17 protein-coding genes are annotated in these 18,132 nt (G+C 59.4%); 13 read left to right on the forward strand and 4 right to left on the reverse strand.

Going from position 1 to position 18,132, the window contains the following annotated elements:
- Nucleotides 1-45: 45 nt before the first annotated feature.
- The 3 genes from AC07U5_RS15555 to AC07U5_RS15565 form a co-directional block, all read right to left on the reverse strand.
- A complete protein-coding gene (locus AC07U5_RS15555; RefSeq protein WP_113225938.1) occupies nt 46-1,596 on the reverse strand; it encodes an indolepyruvate oxidoreductase subunit beta family protein in 1,551 nt (516 codons plus the stop codon).
- A gap of 15 nt (nt 1,597-1,611) precedes the next feature.
- Nucleotides 1,612-3,765, reverse strand: a complete 2,154-nt coding sequence (locus tag AC07U5_RS15560) for a thiamine pyrophosphate-dependent enzyme (protein ID WP_494723544.1) — start codon at nt 3,763-3,765, stop codon at nt 1,612-1,614.
- 368 nt (nt 3,766-4,133) lie between these two features.
- Nucleotides 4,134-5,126, reverse strand: a complete 993-nt coding sequence (locus AC07U5_RS15565; protein WP_494723545.1) for an AraC family transcriptional regulator — start codon at nt 5,124-5,126, stop codon at nt 4,134-4,136.
- Nucleotides 5,127-5,291: 165 nt separating this feature from the next.
- On the opposite strand from AC07U5_RS15565, the gene AC07U5_RS15570 reads away from it, so the two are divergent.
- The 3 genes from AC07U5_RS15570 (at nt 5,292) to AC07U5_RS15580 (ending at nt 7,924) form a co-directional block, all read left to right on the forward strand.
- Entirely contained in the window at nt 5,292-5,801 is a 510-nt protein-coding gene (locus AC07U5_RS15570) for a flavin reductase family protein (protein ID WP_494723546.1), read from the forward strand.
- Between the two features lie 42 nt (nt 5,802-5,843).
- A complete protein-coding gene (locus AC07U5_RS15575; protein WP_494723547.1) occupies nt 5,844-6,629 on the forward strand; it encodes an SDR family oxidoreductase in 786 nt (261 codons plus the stop codon).
- A gap of 62 nt (nt 6,630-6,691) precedes the next feature.
- Nucleotides 6,692-7,924, forward strand: a complete 1,233-nt coding sequence (locus AC07U5_RS15580) for a styrene monooxygenase/indole monooxygenase family protein (protein WP_494723548.1) — start codon at nt 6,692-6,694, stop codon at nt 7,922-7,924.
- 39 nt (nt 7,925-7,963) lie between these two features.
- Here AC07U5_RS15580 and AC07U5_RS15585 read toward each other — a convergent pair whose 3' ends face one another.
- Nucleotides 7,964-8,539 carry a winged helix DNA-binding protein gene (locus tag AC07U5_RS15585; protein WP_494723549.1) on the reverse strand — a complete coding sequence of 192 codons (576 nt, stop codon included), beginning with the start codon at nt 8,537-8,539 and terminating at the stop codon, nt 7,964-7,966.
- 222 nt (nt 8,540-8,761) lie between these two features.
- On the opposite strand from AC07U5_RS15585, the gene AC07U5_RS15590 reads away from it, so the two are divergent.
- The 10 genes from AC07U5_RS15590 to AC07U5_RS15635 all read left to right on the forward strand — a co-directional run bounded on the left by AC07U5_RS15590 (nt 8,762) and on the right by AC07U5_RS15635 (nt 18,097).
- Nucleotides 8,762-9,886, forward strand: coding sequence for an LLM class flavin-dependent oxidoreductase (locus tag AC07U5_RS15590; protein WP_494723550.1), 1,125 nt, complete (start codon nt 8,762-8,764; stop codon nt 9,884-9,886).
- A gap of 242 nt (nt 9,887-10,128) precedes the next feature.
- Complete coding sequence (locus AC07U5_RS15595) at nt 10,129-12,441, forward strand: bifunctional salicylyl-CoA 5-hydroxylase/oxidoreductase (RefSeq protein WP_494723551.1); 2,313 nt, start codon at nt 10,129-10,131, stop codon at nt 12,439-12,441.
- A gap of 7 nt (nt 12,442-12,448) precedes the next feature.
- On the forward strand, nt 12,449-13,237 hold the full coding sequence (locus AC07U5_RS15600; RefSeq protein WP_494723552.1) for an SDR family NAD(P)-dependent oxidoreductase: 789 nt from the start codon (nt 12,449-12,451) through the stop codon (nt 13,235-13,237).
- 18 nt (nt 13,238-13,255) lie between these two features.
- On the forward strand, nt 13,256-13,675 hold the full coding sequence (locus tag AC07U5_RS15605) for an acyl-CoA thioesterase (RefSeq protein WP_062597582.1): 420 nt from the start codon (nt 13,256-13,258) through the stop codon (nt 13,673-13,675).
- Entirely contained in the window at nt 13,668-14,063 is a 396-nt protein-coding gene (locus tag AC07U5_RS15610) for a RidA family protein (RefSeq protein WP_062427683.1), read from the forward strand. The genes AC07U5_RS15605 and AC07U5_RS15610 overlap by 8 nt, the downstream gene beginning before the upstream one ends.
- A gap of 28 nt (nt 14,064-14,091) precedes the next feature.
- A complete protein-coding gene (locus AC07U5_RS15615) occupies nt 14,092-14,517 on the forward strand; it encodes a cupin domain-containing protein (RefSeq protein ID WP_494723553.1) in 426 nt (141 codons plus the stop codon).
- On the forward strand, nt 14,517-15,365 hold the full coding sequence (locus AC07U5_RS15620) for a fumarylacetoacetate hydrolase family protein (protein ID WP_494723554.1): 849 nt from the start codon (nt 14,517-14,519) through the stop codon (nt 15,363-15,365). The genes AC07U5_RS15615 and AC07U5_RS15620 overlap by 1 nt, the downstream gene beginning before the upstream one ends.
- A gap of 3 nt (nt 15,366-15,368) precedes the next feature.
- Nucleotides 15,369-16,151 (forward strand): SDR family NAD(P)-dependent oxidoreductase, encoded by a 783-nt coding sequence (locus AC07U5_RS15625; protein WP_494723555.1) that lies wholly within the window; start codon nt 15,369-15,371, stop codon nt 16,149-16,151.
- Between the two features lie 214 nt (nt 16,152-16,365).
- On the forward strand, nt 16,366-17,007 hold the full coding sequence (locus tag AC07U5_RS15630; protein WP_494723556.1) for an HAD-IA family hydrolase: 642 nt from the start codon (nt 16,366-16,368) through the stop codon (nt 17,005-17,007).
- A 19-nt stretch (nt 17,008-17,026) separates the two neighbouring features.
- Complete coding sequence (locus tag AC07U5_RS15635; RefSeq protein WP_494723557.1) at nt 17,027-18,097, forward strand: ABC transporter ATP-binding protein; 1,071 nt, start codon at nt 17,027-17,029, stop codon at nt 18,095-18,097.
- Nucleotides 18,098-18,132: the final 35 nt, after the last annotated feature.

Below are 18,132 nucleotides of genomic sequence, written 5' to 3' on the forward strand. Positions count from 1 at the left end.
CCCAGGGCGCCGCCGTTCTTATGGTTATAGCTTCGCCGCCAAGGCTCAGAGCGTCGCGACGGTCTTCAGGGCGCCATCGAGCGCAATCCCCTGCTCATCCAGAAGTGCTGCCTGCCGCAGACGTCGCATCCAGGCAGCCCCATCCTCACGATCGCGCAGCAAGGGCAGCGCCGACATAACGCGATCGAATTTGGACAGGCCACGCGAATGCGTATCCGAATAACCCTTCACCAGACGGCGGTTACCAAGGACCTCCACAGCGAGATCGTAATTGGCGGCCAAGACCTCTTCCGCTTTTTGAATCCAGGCATCGCGGTGAGCAACTTCGATATGGTGGCGCAAGCTGCCCCGGCGGAAGCGTCGCAAAGCGGACGTGGAGTAAAGCCCGAGAAACCAGAACAGAGTGCCGGTCTTCACGCGCCTGCCCTTGTCGATACGGCGATTGAGGAAAGCGAAGAGTTTCGGGCTGTTTTCGATCCACTGGCCAAGCCTGCGTGGAAGCGTGCCGCACACTTCTTCCATGCGCGGATGCATGTATTCCGTCGTGTAGAGCAGCTGATCGCCCTTGACGCCGACTTCCTTGCGCACGCGCTCGAAGCGGGCGGAACGTGTTTTCAGATCTGCGACACGGATGACGTCATCATAGGCCATGGCGACAGCCAGATACTTCGCCGCCTGCGTTGTGAAAGCATAATCCCTGTCTGCGCCACCTTCGGCGGCATCTACCTTATGAAGCGAGGCCACCCTTGTCAGGTACTCGTCTGCGTAAGCCGGATCCTGAAACTCCGTCAGCTTCTTCACACCGGCATAGAGCATGGAATGCGCGTTTGGCGGAAACTCCGTGCGAATGCGACCAATGAGTTTATCCAGCGCGGGATGTCCGGCGGAAGCGGGCAGCTCTTCCAGCTTCTTGATGGGGGTGGCGGAAAGCTTGTCATTCTCGCCCTTGGTCGCCCGCTCGTGAGCAGCGTTGAAGGCGCGAAGGCTGGCCTCGATCCCCTTGCCGCCAGATTTGATCGTCTCTTCGAAGACATCCTTGGAAAAGGGCAGCGCCTTGGAGGCCGCCAACGCACCGAAAAGCGCAGACGACACGACGCTGCCATTCTTCACCGCCAGGGTATCCATGTCGAAAGCGATCGTCTTCTTGGCGGCAAAGTCCGTCGCATCGACAACGACTGTGGGATCACCGATACCATCGCCCGGCTTTTCCTTTTCCCCAACCGCGTAAGAGCGATGAGTTGAAGCGATCAGCAATGTCTTGTCGGGCGTGACAAGGCCGCGAATGACCGAGCGGCCAGCCTCCATCAATTCGGCGGCAATGACGATATCGACGTCGCCGGGTGTCGGCATCAAAGACAGGATCGGCTTTTCGCCCTCACGGGCCTTGAGCAATTCGAGATAGTAGATGGTTGCGCCCGTGCGCTGGGCAACACCTGGGACCGAGGTCGTCTGAGCAACCCATCCCTGGCCCTCGGCAAGCGATATGATCCAGTCCGCCAGGACACCGCCGCCCTGGCCACCCATGGCGAGGATGGCGATCGAAAGCGGCTTGTCGGCGGAAAGGACGGACGAAAAATCTGTTTGCAGGCTATCCATGATGATCTTCCCTCCTTACGCCGGAAACACAACGCGCGACGCGTTTCTGCGCTTTTGCAGCCACTGGATGACCGCCGACCGCAGGCGATAGAGAAACCTGTCGGTCTTTGTCGGATTGTGGATGACATCGGCCCGGTAGAAGGATGGGCAGAGCACCGCGGCTTCCGAGACTTCCCCGCAGTTCCCGCAACCGACGCAGGAGTTATCGATCGCCGCGACCGGATCGTCCTTCAGCGGATCGTCGGTATGCTTGACGGAAAGCGACGGACAGCCGGACAGCCGGATGCAGGCGTGATCGCCGGTGCAGACATCCTCATCCACGCCGAAGCGTTCCTTCACCATGCGCTTGCCGTCCTTCACCGCCTTGGCGAATTGCGGCTTTACGCGGCGCTGCTTGTTCAGCATGCATTCGGAGGAAGCGACGATGATCTTCGGACCCTTCTCGTCCGTCGTCAGCGCCTCTTTCAACGTGTCGCGCATCTTCGCCACGTCATAGGTGCGGTCGATCTGCTTGACCCAGGTGGCGCCGATGCCCTTCACCGCCTTGACGATCGAATTGTTGGTCTTGCGGTTGGGATTGTCGGCGCGTGACGACAGGACGTCCTGCCCGCCCGTTGCGGACGCATAGTAATTGTCTACGATGATGGTGACACCGTCCTGTTTGTTGAAGACGGCATTGCCGACGGAGGTGGCAAGACCATTGTGCCAAAAACCACCATCGCCCATGACCGAAATAGAGCGCTTGTCGGCCTCAACATTGAAGGCCGAGGCCGAGGCAGGGCCAAGGCCGTAGCCCATCGTTGTGCCGCCAATATTGAAGGGCGGCAGGATGGAGAAGAGGTGGCAGCCGATATCGGCCGATACATGGTGCGGTCCAAGTTCCTTCTCGACCAGTTTCATCGCAGCGAAGATGGGCCGCTCGGGACAGCCGGTGCAGAAACCAGCCGGACGGGCCGGCACGACGTCCGCCAGAGCCCTCACCTTCGGATCGCTCAACACGGCGGAAGGATCGGGAACTGGTGGGCGATTGCCGAGAAGCTGCGGCGCATTGACCTCAAGAAACCCGGTCAGCCCCTTGATCAGTACCGACGTCGTATACTCGCCGCCCATGGGCAACAGGTCTTTGCCGGAGACCTTGGTCTGGATGTCGCGACGGCGCATCAGCGTGTGGAGCGCCTGTTCGATATATTCAGGCGCGCCCTCCTCCACCATCAGCACCGCTTTCTTACCAGCGGCAAACGCGATGATTTCGTCATCGATCAACGGGTAGGAGACATTCATGACATAGAGCGGGATGCGGCTGTTGCCGTAGACATCGGCAAGGCCCAGATGCTGGAGCGCCCGCATGGTGCTGTTGTAGAGACCGCCCTGAAGGATAAGACCAACCTCGCCTTCGGATGGACCGAAGAACTCGTTCAACCGGTTGGTTTTGACGAACTCGACTGCCGCTGGCCAACGACGCTCCAGCTTGTCCTTCTCGTGCTGGAAGGACGCGGGCGGCAGAACGATGCGGTTGAGATCGCGCACCGGATTTTCCAGCGCCTGCTTCAGCGTGTAGGACGGACGCTTGTTGTCCTTGGCAACGAACTGGCCATGAACGTGACAGCTGCGGATACCAACCTGCAGCATGACCGGCGTGCTGGACGCTTCGGAAAGCTCGAAGCCCTTTTCGACGGCATCGACGATGGAGGTCAAATTCGGACGCGGCGTCAAAAGCCACATCTGCGATTTCATCGCAAAGGCGTGGCTGCGCTCCTGCATGATGGAGGACCCTTCGCCATAATCCTCGCCGATGATGACAAGAGCGCCACCGGTCACTCCACCGGAGGACAGGTTGGAGAGCGCGTCGGAGGCCACATTGGTTCCAGCCGTCGACTTCCAGGTCACCGCACCGCGGACCGGATACATGACAGAGGCAGAGAGCATGGCCGCGGCTGCCGCTTCGGACGCCGAGGATTCAAAATGAACGCCCAGTTCCTCCATCACATCCTTGGCGTCCGCCAAGACATCCATGAGGTGGGAGATCGGCGACCCCTGATAGCCGCCGACATAGGACACGCCGGATTGCAGCAGCGCCTTGGTAATGGCGAGGATCCCCTCGCCGCTGAAGATTTCGCCTTCACCGAGCTTGAGATCTTCGACCTCGCGCGCAAATGACCGTTCGGCCATGGTGGTTCCCCTTATGACTATTACGCCTTTATATGCAAAATCATATTTCTACTTTCGAGCAGATGTCAACAGGGAAAGATTTAAGCCTAAAGTAATTGCAAAAACTCGATATTAAGCCTCGAAACTGCATATTTTTGCACGGCTATACAGGCAGAGCCATATGCATATGCACATTTCTTGCGCAGACCGGCGCCACAGCGCAACTTTTCCATCCCCGCGGCGCGGAGCCGACGCCAGCACAGGTGATTTTCTTTATGCTTGAAACATCATCGATTTGGGTAGGCGGCACAAAGGACGATTCCAAGGCTCGTCCTTACGGCTGTTCACGAGACCTTCAACCCTGTCGCGGTTCACCCGTCACGTGCGCGTCAAGACATGCCTCTGCTCTGTCGCAATGTCTGCGAGGGCGTTTCGCCGTACCTTTCACGATAGGCAAAGGCGGCACGGCCGAGATGGCCGAGACCGGAGGAAAAGACGGCGTCTGCGACACTGATATCGGCAGATGGCGCCAACAGGGTTTTGCGCAAAAGCTCCAGGCGTGCTTCCTGCACCGCCTCCATCAAGGTTTGCCCCCTGGCCTTTCGATAGCTGTCCTGGAGGGTGCGCAGTGGAACGCCCGCCGCCTCGGCAATATCGGCTGCGGTAATGGAACGCTCGGCATTGGCCCTGATATAGTCTTCGGCGCGCTGAACCGGTACGGGACCCGCATCTGGACTTGATCGTTGGAGAAGACCCTTGCGGTTATGCGACAGTCCACTCAACAGAAGGTTGATCAGCCCGTCCCGAAGCATGATCCGATAGGCTTCGGAAAAATGGCCTCTGTCCTTGGCGGCTCCTGACATCAGCAAGCTGTGCTGAAAGATTCCCTGCCCGATCCCGGAGGTCAGATCGATCGCCGGTTCGAACTCGATGCGCTCGGATCGCTCATGCGCCAGATTCTCGAAGTGGCTTTCCACCAGATCGCGCTCCAAAAGCACGATCAGCTTCTCGCATCCCTCCGCCCAACGCATGCGGGTCGAGAGCGTCGGGGACAGAAGTGTTGCCGTGCGGCCCTCTGCAACATGGGTCTCATCATTCCCGCAACGAACGACGGCAGTGCCCTTCACAGGAAGCTGCAGAAGAAAGAAGCGCGAGAGCTCGCCCGGATCGATTTCGACCGCGGAACCATAAGAGACGACATTGATGGAGTGGCCCGGCTCCTCCACCACATCGTGAACCGCGTGAAAGCCGCTTTTCCAACGTCCATCGACGAGCAGAAAATGCGGACAGAATATACGTCCGATCGCTTCGCGCGCCTCGTCCACGTCGTGGGTGTCCACCACCGGACGGGCTTCTGGCTGCTGCTTGCCGATATCGATCATCAGTCACTCGCCGAAATGACAAAAGTGAAGTTTCAGACCGCCTGTTGCCGAAACTGGACAAATCCCTGCGCAATCTGGATTGCCGATTGGACCTGTTCGCCGGAACATCATCGAAAGTTTAAACATAAAACGAATGCGAAATCCATTCGCAAAGGGAACAAAAACATGAGCAGCGAGGAATTCCGCGCCGGCATGCGCAAGCTGACCGGCGGTGTTACTATCATCACCTCCATGGATGCAGAGGGCAACCGCTGCGGACTGACGGCCACGGCCGTCTGTTCGCTGTCGACTGAGCCTCCATCGCTTCTGGCCTGCGTCAACCGGTCGAGTTCGGTGGCCGCCGTGGTGGAAGCAAGCGGCGTCTTTGCCGTCAACGTTCTGTCACTCGATCAGCAGCCAGTGGCGGAAGTCTTTGCCGGGCGTGCTGGCCTCGTGCGTGAAGAACGCTTTGCCGCCGGCGAATGGATCAAGGGCATTATCACCGGCGCGCCGGTTCTGTCGCAGACCTGCGTCTCCTTCGAATGCGAGATCGCCGAGGTCAAGGAATTCGGCACGCATCTGATCCTGATCGGCACCGTCGCCAAGACCCATTGCGCACCGGAAGACGACAATCCGCTGATCTACGGCAACGGCGCGTTTTTGACGGTAGCAGCTCCGCCGCAGGCTGCGGCCTGACATCCACTCACAATTTCTGCTGACATTTGCAAGGAGACGACGATGCGCGGACTTCAAGGGAAAACTGCGATCATTTCCGGCGGCGCGACACTGATTGGCGAGGGCATTGCCAAGGTGCTTGCCGGCTACGGCCTTTCGATGGTGATTGCCGATATCAATGATGAGGCCGGTCATGCAGTGGCTGAGCGGGCGGGAGAGAAGGTCCACTTTATCCGCACCGACATTACCAGCGATGCCGACATCGGCGCGCTCGTTGAGAAGACGGTCGAAGCCACCGGCCGGCTCGACTTTCTCGTCAACGTCGCCTGTACCTATCTCGACAATGGCGTTGAGACGAGCCGGGCCGACTGGCTGAAGGCCTTCGACATCAACGTTGTCGGCTCGATCGTTCTCACGCAGGCAGCCCACAAGCACCTCGCCAAGAACAAGGGCGCCATCGTCAATTTCGGCTCCATCTCGTCGCGCGTCGCACAGACCGGACGGTGGGTGTATCCCGTTTCGAAGGCCGCGATCCTGCAATTGACGCGCAACCAGGCCATGGATCTGGCGCCTGACGGCATTCGTGTGAACGCGGTTTCTCCCGGCTGGACCTGGAGCAATGTGATGGTGGAGCTGACCAAGAACACACGCGAGAAAGCAGACAGCGTCGCCAAGGATTTCCATATGCTGGGACGTACCGGCAGCCCCGAAGAAGTGGCGGAAGCCGTGGCCTTTCTCCTCTCCGACAATGCGAGCTTCATTACCGGCACCGATATTCGCGTCGATGGCGGCTACACCGCCATGGGACCAGAACGCAACGAGCCGGCTATCCCGCGCCTCATGGATTGAGCCGCGCTGAGATCAATAGACGGGAACATCACAGCGGAACTTAAGAAAACAGGGAGAATAAAATGACGAAAAAGCGCAGTTTCACCATTGTCGGCGGCGGCCAGTCCGGACTGCAACTTGCCTGTGGCCTGCTGGATGCGGGGCACGCGGTTCACATCGTACAAAACAGAACGGCAGAAGAGATCGCCGCCGGTCGGGTTCTGTCCAGCCAGTGCATGTTCGATAACGCCTTGCAGAATGAGCGCGAACTCGGTCTGAACTTCTGGGGCGACAGTTGCCCCACCGTCGATTCGATCAACTTCGTTGTTCCGGCACTCGATGGCGGCAAGGCGATCGAGTGGAATGGAAAGCTCGACAGCAAGGCGCAAAGCGTCGATCAACGCGTCAAAATTCCGCGCTGGCTGACGGAATTCGAACATCGCGGTGGGCAGTTGACCATTCATGATGCCGGGATCGAAGACCTCGAAACCTATGCGCGGGAAAGCGATCTGGTGATCGTCGCCGCCGGCAAGGGCGATATCGCCAAGATGTTCGAGCGCGATCCGCAGCGCTCTCCCTATGACAAGCCGCAGCGCGCTTTGGCGCTGACCTACGTGAAGGGAATGGCGCCGCGCCCCAGCCATTCGGCGGTCAATTTCAATCTTATCCCGGGTGTGGGCGAATACTTCACCTTCCCGGCGCTCACCACCACAGGCGCCTGCGACATCATGGTGTTCGAAGGCATTCCTGGCGGCCCGATGGACTGCTGGAGAGATGTGAACTCTCCGGACGCGCATCTCGAAAAATCCAAATGGATTCTCGACACCTTCCTGCCTTGGGAAGGGGAGCGCTGTACCAATGTGTCGCTGACGGATGACAATGGCCGTCTGGCAGGAGCCTTTGCTCCGACGGTACGCAAGCCGGTCGGCAAGCTGCCCTCGGGTGCGACCGTCCTTGGCCTGGCTGACGCCGTCTGCCTCAACGATCCGATCACCGGGCAGGGTTCGAACAACGCATCGAAAGCGGCGAAATATTATATGGACGTCATCCTCGCCCATGGCGACAGGCCGTTCGACGACGCCTTCAAGCAAGCAACCTTCGAGGCCTATTGGAGCTATGCGCAGTATGTGGTCGGCTGGACGAATGCGCTGCTCGCACCACCGCCCCCGCATGTGCTCAACATCATGGGCTCGGCCCAGGCCTATCCCGCACTGGCAAAGCGCATTGCCAACGGCTTCAACGATCCGCGCGATTTCTTCCCCTGGTTCGCCGTCCCGGAAGAAGCAGATGCCTATCTGACGAAGCTTGCCGCTTAAGGCTTTTCACGAGTTGACAGGCCGCGCATCCGCGCGGCCTCAGTCTTCCAGCGGTTCTTTCGGCAGGCGACGATGGGTCGCGGCGCTCAGCGCCGCGTGCTCGTAGATGCCGGTCATCAAATCGAGCGTGGTGGTTGCGTCTTCAAGACGATGGCGTAGCTCCGGCACGGATTGAACCGCCTTCGCCAAAAGCGAGGCGCGCACATCCGCATAGCGATCGGTCACCAGCTTGCCCTTCTCCGTCACGCTATAGACCACGCCCGACCGTCCGCTGCCGCTCTTTTGAACCAGACCGGCTGCGATCAGCTTGCGCAGGCTATACTGCATGTTGGGAATGTCTTCGCGATTGGCCAGTCGCGCCAGATCCTTGATGGATTTAGGCCGCTCGTTCATGCGGATGATATGCAGCATGGCGTTTTCCGGACCACTCACCGCAAGATCAACCACAGAACCCAGACACTCGGCCTGCCATCGGCCAAAAGCCTCAAAGGCGCGCATCAACGCGAATTCGGCCTCCGCCAGATCGACTTCGACGGGCGTGCGGGCCAGATGCCAACGCCGGTCCAGTGCCGGGTCCTGATCCTGCTTTTCGTCGCCGCCCTCCTGCTTGCTCATCGATCTCGCCGCCCTGCTCTTGCTACTGCATCGGCCCGAAAATTGGCCTCGATTTTCGGAAAGCACGATGCGTCGATTCAAAAAGGTAAAGCGTCCTTTGCGCGTCCACTAAGACGCACAGCACTTTAGTGCCTTTGTGATGGCTCGATTGCCCATTGACAAGCCTCAAGTTTAAAATAGACTTTCTATTGTAAATTCTATTAGAAAAATGGGGAACCAACCATGACGGAGAACTCGATGTTCGCCGCCGGGCAGTTTTTGCTTGGCACATTCGCATCCAATTGCTCGGGCGGCATGTCCGTGACCAAAGTGCCGGAGCGCTGGGACAACAGCTGGCACAACAATCTCAAGCTCGCCCGCCTGCTGGACGATGCCGAGATCGACTTCATGCTACCGATCGCCCGCTGGATCGGTTATGGCGGAGAGACGAATTTCCACGGCAACGTGCTGGAAACAATGACTTGGGCTGCCGGATTGCTGGCCAGCACCCGCAACATCAACGTGTTCGCCACCATTCATACCGCCGCCAATCATCCGGCCGTGGTGGCAAAGCAGATCGCCACCATCGATCAGATCAGCAACGGTCGCGTCGGATTGAACATCGTGGCTGGCTGGAACCAGCCGGAATATGAAGCGCTGGGGCTCAATCTTCCCGCCGATCATGAAAGCCGCTACGCCTATGCCGAAGAATGGTTCGATGTCGTCAAGGCCCTCTGGCAAAAGGAGGAGGCGTTCGATTACGACGGTACGTATTTCCACCTGAAGAACGTCCTTGGCGATCCCCGCCCTTCCCGCAAGGTGCCGATCCTCAATGCCGCAGGCTCCGGACAGGGCCGAGACTTTGCGCTGCGCAATGCCGATTTCCTTTTTACCCCGGCAATCGATCTCAGCCGCTCCGCCGCGGAGATTGCGGAGTTGAAGGCAAAGGGTGCGGAAGCCGGCCGTAATACCGGCGTACTGACCTTCTCACATGTCGTCTGCCGTCCGACCGAAAAGGAAGCGACCGACTATCTGCAGCATTTCGGCAAGGACAATGCCGACTGGGGCGCGGTGGATAATCTGGTGAAGCTGCAATTTGCCCACGCCCATTCCTTCCCACACGATCTTCTGGCACTCATCAGAGATCGCATGGCCGCCGGCCATGGTGGTTTCCCGCTGGTCGGAACCCCGCAACAGGTGGCAGAGGGCCTGGTCTCGCTGCACAAGGCTGGCTTTGCCGGGACGACGCTCTCCTTCGTCGATTACGCCGAGGAATTCCCATACTTCCGGGATGCCGTTCTGCCTCTCCTGGAGCAGGCGGGCATTCGTGTGCCTGTCGCAAGGCAGCACGCCGCTCTTGCAAGCTGAATCCGTCATCGCTTGCGACCCCTTGTATTGAAAACAAAGCATTAGCGGGCCTGTGGCGAAAGCTTTGGGCCCACGAACCCCGATTTCCAAAGGTCGTAGGCACCACCCCTGCGACCATTTATTTTAATCCTAAAATAAAATTCGATATATGCATCTGCATACTTGACAGTCTCGATATCGAAAATTAGTTTAATCTTCAAATAAAAGCACGTGACGGTGCACCCAAAGCCACGGAGGGTTACATGCGTATCGTTTGTATCGGTGGAGGTCCTGCGGGGCTTTATTTCAGCCTGCTGATGAAGAAACTGCATCCCGAGCATCATATCCGAGTCGTCGAGCGCAACCGCCCCTATGACACATTCGGTTGGGGCGTCGTCTTCTCCGACCAGACCATGGCGTCCATGCAGACGTGGGACAAGGAAAGCGCTGACGAGATCCAGCAGGCTTTCAACCACTGGGACGATATCGAGGTGCTCTTCAAAGGCACGCGCCAGCGCACCACCGGCCACGGCTTTGTCGGCATCGGTCGCAAGAAGCTTCTCAACATTCTCCAGAGCCGCTGTGAGGCGCTCGGGGTCGAACTCATTTTCGAGACCGATGCGGGCGGCGACCAGGATTTTCCGGACGCCGATCTGATCATCGCCTCCGACGGCTTCAACTCCAAGGTTCGCAACCGCTATCCGGACATTTACGAGCCCGATCTCGTCAAGCGCCCGAACCGCTATATCTGGCTCGGCACCAACAAGCTCTTCGATGCCTTTACCTTCGACTTCCGCAAGACCGATCACGGCTGGTTCCAGGCGCATATCTACAAATTCGATGAGAATACCTCGACCTTCATCGTCGAAACCACCGAGAAGGCTTACGAGGACCATGGCCTTGGCCGGATGACCCAGCAGGAATCGATCGATTTCTGTCAGAACCTCTTTGCTGAGACGCTTGAGGGCGCGGAGCTGATGACCAATGCGCGCCACATGGTCGGTTCCGCCTGGCTGAACTTCAACCGGCTGATCTGCGGCAAGTGGAGCCACTTCAACGGCAACTCCCATGTGGTACTGATGGGCGACGCCGCTCACACCGCGCATTTCGCCATCGGCTCCGGCACGAAGCTTGCCATCGACGACGCGATCGAGCTTGCCAACCAGTTCAACAAGGCTGGCCACGGCAAGGATAGCATCGCCGATGTGCTGAAGACCTATGAAGACATCCGCCGCGTCGACGTGGCCCGCATCCAGAATGCCGCCCGAAACGCCATGGAATGGTTCGAAGTCGTTGGCGATCGCTATGCCGATACGCTGCCACCGGAACAGTTCATGTATTCCATGCTGACCCGCTCGCAGCGCATCAGCCACGAGAACCTGCGTCTGCGCGACAAGGAATGGCTCGAGGGTTACGAGCACTGGTTCGCCCGTCACTCAGGCCTCGCCGTCAAGGAGAACGAGCGCTGCCTGCCGCCGATGTTCACGCCCTATACATCCCGCGGCACGACGCTGCCAAACCGCATCGTTGTCTCTCCCATGGCGATGTATTCGGCGACGGATGGTCTGCTCGACGATTTCCATATGGTGCATCTGGGCGCCCGTGCGCTCGGCGGTGCCGGTCTGGTCTTTGCTGAGATGACCTGCGTCTCTCCCGATGCGCGCATTACCCCCGGTTGTCTTGGGCTGTGGAACGACGAGCAGACGAAGGGCTGGAAGCGCTTTGTTGATTTCGTTCACACCAACAGCGCCGCCAAGGTCGGCATCCAGCTTGGTCATGCAGGACGCAAGGGCGCAACCAAACGGGCATGGGACGGCATCGATCAGCCTCTGGAGGAAGGCGGGTGGCCGCTTCTCTCCGCCTCGGCGATCCCTTACCTGAAACACAGCGTCGTTCCGAAGGCCATGGACCGCGCCGATATGGACCGGGTGAAGGCCGATTTCGTGGCCGCCACCCGTCGCGCAGCGGAAGCCGGCGCCGACTGGCTCGAATTCCACGCAGCCCACGGCTACCTGATCTCTTCCTTCCTGTCGCCGCTGACCAACCGGCGCGAGGATGAGTACGGCGGATCCTACGAAAACCGTGCTCGCTACCCGCTGGAAGTTTTCGCCGCCGTGCGTGAAGCCTGGCCGGAAGACAAGCCGATCTCGGTTCGCCTGTCCTGCCATGACTGGACGGAAGGTGGAAATACGCCGGAAGATGCCGCGATCTTCGCCAGGATGTTCAAAGACGCAGGCGCAGACCTGATCGACTGCTCATCAGGCCAGGTCTGGAAAGAGGAAAAGCCGGTCTATGGACGCCTGTTCCAGACGCCCTTCTCCGACAAGATCCGCAACGAGATCGGCATTCCGACCATTGCCGTCGGCGCCATTTCCGAGGCCGATCACGCCAACTCCATCATCTCCGCAGGCCGTGCGGATCTCTGCGCCGTGGCGCGCCCTCATCTGGCCGATCCCGCCTGGGCTCTGCACGAGGCGGCGAAGATCGGCCTGAAAAACGTGCCTTGGCCAAAACAATATATGTCCGGCAAGTTCCAGTATGAGGCGAACCTCGAACGCGCCAGCGCGGCCAAGTGAGAGCGCCATGCTAGATGTTCTCCCCTTTGAAGGGCGGCACGCGCTTGTCACCGGTGCAGGAAGCGGCATCGGTGCTGCCATCGCCCGAACGCTGGCGAAGGCCGGCGCCAATGTAACGCTCGCCGGTCGCCGCCGCGAACCGCTGGAAGCGGTGGCTGCCGAGATCGGAAGCAAGGCCTTGGTCCTCGACGGTTTCGACGTGACGAAACCGGAGGCGATTGCCGCTGGTCTGGAGAAGGGCCGTAGCGCCTTCGGCCCCGTTTCCATTCTGGTCAACAATGCCGGTGAAGCGCCAAGCGCGCCCTTTGAGAAGACATCGTCTGATATGTGGAGCCATGTTCTTTCGGTTGATCTGACAGGCGTGTTCAACGTGACGCAAGCCGTCTTGCCTGACCTTAAGGCCCATGGCGAGGGAGCGCGCCTCATCAACATCGCCTCGACGGCGGGCCTGACGGGCTATGCCTATGTCTCCGCCTACTGCGCGGCCAAGCATGGCGTGGTCGGTCTCACCAGAGCCTTGGCGCTGGAACTGGCGAAGAAGGGCGTAACGGTCAACGCCGTCTGCCCCGGCTTTACCGATACGCCGATCATCCAGCAGTCGCTCGACACCATCATGCAGAAGACCGGGCGCAGCCGCGAGGAAGCGCTGGCGGAATTCACCAGGTCCAACCCGCAAGGCCGGTTGATCCAGCCGCAGGAAGTCGCGGACGCCACGTTGTGGCTTGCCTCACCTTCGGCGGGTTCCGTCACCGGCCAGGCAATCGCGATTGCCGGCGGTGAGGTCATGGCAGGCTAAACGGAGTTTAAGACAAAAATGCCCTTTACCCATTCCAAACCCATGCGCTTTGGCGACTGCGACCTCACGGGAATTGCCTATCATCCGGCCTATCTCTCCATGCTGGTCGATGTGAACGAGGCGATGTTCGCTTCCTTTGGCGTCACCTGGAAGGAACTGATGTTCGAGCGCAAGCTCGGACTGCCGACGGTGACCATGAACCTCGAGTTCAAGAAGCCCGCCGTCTATGGCGACACGCTCGATTTCGCCGTGCATGTCCGCTCGATCGGCCGGGCCTCGCTCGATCTTGAAACCATCGTCACCGTCCGTGGCGACATCATCTGGTCGGTCAAGCAGAGGATCGTGATGACCTCGCTTGAAGACCACAAATCCCATCCCTGGCCTGACGACGTGCGCGCAGGTCTCACACGTTATCTGGAGCCAAGACATGATGCATGAAATCATCCAGCCGGACGGCTGGGCAAAGCCGATCGGTTACTCGAACGGGATCAGCGCGCGCGGTCGCATTGTACAGGTCGGCGGTCAGATCGGTTGGGACGAGCATTGCCAGTTCCACTCGGACGACTTCGTCGAACAGGTGCGCCAGACGCTTCTCAATATCGTCAGTGTGCTGAAGGCTGCGGATGCAAAGCCTGAGCACCTGATCCAGATGACCTGGTACTTCACCGATCGCGTTTCCTACAAATCACGCATGAAGGAAATCGGCGCGATCTACCGCGAGATCATCGGTCGCCACTTTCCGCCGATGGCGGCAGTCCAGGTGGTGTCGCTGATGGAAGACCGCGCCAAGATCGAAATCCAGGCGCTGGCCGTCGTTCCCGATTGATTGAAATCTGCAGAGGAGGAGAGATTCCATGACCAGCACCATCAGACCCTTCATCACCCGCAAGGGCCAGGAAGACACCGGAACCGGACAATCCGGCGGTTGCGTCCGCATTTCGGGTGTCAGCCCACAGCACACGCCAGCCACCAAGATCTGGTTCGGCAAGGTCTCCAACGAGCCGGGCTATCGCTCCTATCCGCACCATCATGGCGAAGCGGAGACTGGCGGCTATGTGCTGAAAGGCAAGGCGCGCATCTATTTCGGCGAGAACTGGAAAGAGTATCTCGACATGGAAGAAGGCGACTTCATCTTCGTGCCGCCGAAGTGGCCGCACATCGAGGTCAACATGTCGACGACGGAAGAGCTGGTGTGGCTGACCACCCGCACGCCGGACAACATCGTCGTCAACCTGCCGGATGTGGACGATTCCGTGCTCGAAGGTTTCAGGAGAGCCTGATGAAACTATTGCGATACGGCCCCGCAGGCGCCGAAAAGCCAGCCCTTGTGGCGAAGGACGGCTCGATCCGCGATCTTTCCGGCGTCATTGCCGACTTTAACGGCGAGGTGCTCTCCGACGCCGGTCTCGCGCGGCTCGCTGCAATCGACCCGATGACGCTACCAGACGTCTCGGTCGAGCGCATTGGTGCCTGCGTGCCGCGTCCGGGCAAGTTCATCTGCGTCGGTCTCAACTATGCCGACCACGCGAAAGAAACCGGCAAGGCACCGCCGGACGAACCGATCCTGTTCATGAAGGCGGCCTCTGCCGTCGTCGGTCCGAACGACGATGTCGAAATCCCGCGCGGATCGAAGAAGGCCGATTGGGAGGTCGAGCTTGGCGTCGTCATCGGCACACGGGCGAAATATGTGAGCGAAGCGGATGCGCTGAACCACGTCGCCGGCTACTGCGTGGTCAATGATGTGTCCGAGCGCGCCTTCCAGTCCGAGCGCGGCGGCCAGTGGACCAAGGGCAAGAGCCACGACACGTTTGGCCCGACAGGCCCTTGGCTGGTCACGCGCGACGAGGTAGCCGACCCTCAGAGCCTTGCATTGTGGCTGGATGTGGACGGCGTGCGCCGGCAGACCGGCAATACGAATACGATGATCTTCGGCGTCGCGCATCTCGTCAGCTATATCAGTCAGTTTATGACGCTTGAGCCCGGCGACGTGATCGCCACCGGCACGCCGCCGGGTGTGGGCATGGGTATCAAGCCGGAACCTGTTTTCCTGAAGCCCGGCCAAGTCATGACGCTCGGGATCGAAGGTCTGGGTGAGCAGCGGCAGCAAACTGTAGAAGCAAGGGACTGAGCCATGACCGATCTTTCAGGACGTCTTGCCATCATCACCGGTGGCGCGCGCGGACAGGGCGAGGCTGAAGCCCGCCTCTTCGCCTCCAAGGGTGCCGCCGTCATCATCGCCGATGTGCTGGCGGACGAAGGTCGTGCGCTCGCTGAAGCCCTACAGAGGGAAGGCCGCGAGGCCCGCTTCATCTATCTCGACGTGACAGACCCAACCAGCTGGGCAGGCGTTGTTGCGCTTGCAACCGAGTGGAAAGGCCGAATCGACATTCTTGTGAACAATGCCGGCATCATCAACCGCACCATCGTCGAAACCACCAGCCTGGAAGCATGGGAGCGCGTGCTGAAGGTCAACCTCACAGGCGCCTTCCTCGGCATTCAGGCGGTGACGGAATTGATGGCGAAATCCGGCGGCGGATCCATCGTCAACATCTCATCCAATAGTGGCTTTTCCGGCCATTATGATCCCGCCTATACGGCCAGCAAATGGGGCCTGCGCGGGCTTACCCGCAGCGCTGCCATGGAACTGACGCCTAAAGCCATCCGCGTCAATGCGGTCTGCCCCGGCCTCGTCGTTACGGGTCTGAACGCCAACAGCCCTCACCTGAAACCGATGATCGACATGACGCCGATGAAGCGCAGCGGCAAGCCGGAAGAGATCGCCGAGCTCGTCCTCTTCCTGGCGTCTGAGGCCTCCAGCTTCATTACCGGCGAAGACTTTGTCATCGACGGCGGCTTCACGGCGGGTGCGGCCTATCGCAAGGTGGCGTCCCAGACAGGGATATTCGACCAATAGCTCTCAATCCGAGGCACTGATCACCTGCATCGCCGGCATGGGTACTGCTCACTGCCGGCGATGCCGTTTCTAGCGATCAATCTAAAAATATTTTATTCTGATTTTTAACGAAATTAGGAATTGATAATTCCCGCCGCTTTTGCCAATGTGGAGCCCGTAGAAGGGCGTAGCGCGTTTTTCCTTCGCATTATAGGGTTGTTCCTGCGGAGAATATGTGGTGGTCAAGCCGGGTAGACACAGCGACGACAAGCTTATCGTCTTCGATGTCGGCGGAGTCTTCATCGAACTGAATATCGAGAGGCGCCGAGCTGCGCTTGAAGCGGGTGGGCTCTGGTCGTCGACCGCTCAAGCGAATGCGGACCTGCTTCGCCTCAACATGCAGTTTCGCCTGGGACAGATCGGCGAGGATGACTATCTGGCTCGCGCATCCGAGATTTATGGACTAACCGCTGAACAGGTAGCGCAAGCGGAAACCGCACTCCTCGAAGGCGTTTTCACTGGGATGGTGGATTACGCCCGCACCCTGAAATCCAGCCATCGCGTTGTCTGTCTGTCGAACACGCAGGCCATTCATTGGCGCCACATCATCGAAACCATGCTCGGAGCCGATCTCTTCGATGCCTGCTATCTCTCCCATGAGATGGGCATGGAGAAGCCGGGCGAGGAGATTTACCTGGCGGTCCAGCACCGCGAACATGTTTCGCCCGAGCAGATCGTCTTTATCGACGACACGCTGGAAAACATCGAGACATCGCGCAGGCTCGGCTGGCACAGCATTCACCATCTGAATGCGGCCAAGACGATCGCGGCGATAGACGAAGCGATCGCCGATACGCCGCCAAGCGGCACGTCCTGATCGAAATGGAGGTCTGACCTTGGCTCAACTGTCACTGCGCGGCATCAAGAAGCGTTTCAAGTCCGTCGAGGTTCTCCATGGCATCGATCTCGATGTGAAGGACCGCGAACTGATCGTCTTCGTCGGGCCGTCCGGTTGCGGAAAATCGACCCTTCTTCGCCTGATCGCCGGTCTCGATCCGATCACCGATGGCGAATTCCGGCTGAATGACAAGCGCATGAACGAGATCGCGCCATCACGACGCGGGATCGCCATGGTGTTCCAGTCCTATGCGCTTTACCCGCATATGAATGTCTATGAGAACATGGCCTTCGGTGCGCGGCTGATGGGCCTCGGCAAAGCGGAAGTCGAAGCGCGTATCGGCGAAGCCACCCGCATGTTGCGGTTGGAGGCTCTGCTGGAGCGCAAGCCGCGCGAATTGTCAGGCGGACAGCGACAGCGCGTTGCCATCGGCCGTGCGCTGGTGCGCAAACCGCAGCTTCTCCTTCTGGACGAACCGCTCTCCAACCTCGATGCGGCATTGCGTTCGGAAGTGCGGCTCGAGATCGCCCGTCTCCACCGCGAGATCGGCGGCACGACTATCTATGTGACCCATGACCAGGTCGAGGCTATGACGCTTGCCGACCGGATCGTGGTGATGAATGGTGGCCGGATCGAACAGTTCGGTTCGCCGCGGGAGCTTTACGAGACGCCAGCCAACGTCTTTGTTGCCAACTTCATCGGCTCGCCACGGATGGCGATGCTGACTGTCGAACGCGACGGCGACCGGCTCGCTGCACCCGGCATCGGCCAGATCTCCCTGCCCCGTCTGCCATCGTCGCCAGAGCGAGAGCTGTTGATGGGTGTGCGGCCGGACGGCATGTCGATTTCATCGGGCACGCGCCAGGACGGCTTTGCTGCGAAGGTCGTCTACACCGAATATCTCGGCGATAGCGCCTACGTTTATGTGCGGATGGGAGATAGCGCACCTGTCTCGGTACGCTGCGGGCCGGATACGCAATATGCACCTGACACCCCGGTCACCATCAGCGTCGAGCCTGAGAAAGTCCATTACTTCAGCCGTGAAACAGCGCAACGACTTGCGGTGTGATCGAATAAATCGCGTAAACCAAAAAAGAAGGAGAG

The sequence above is a fragment of the Agrobacterium sp. GW821-FHT02D03 genome (assembly GCF_059421725.1).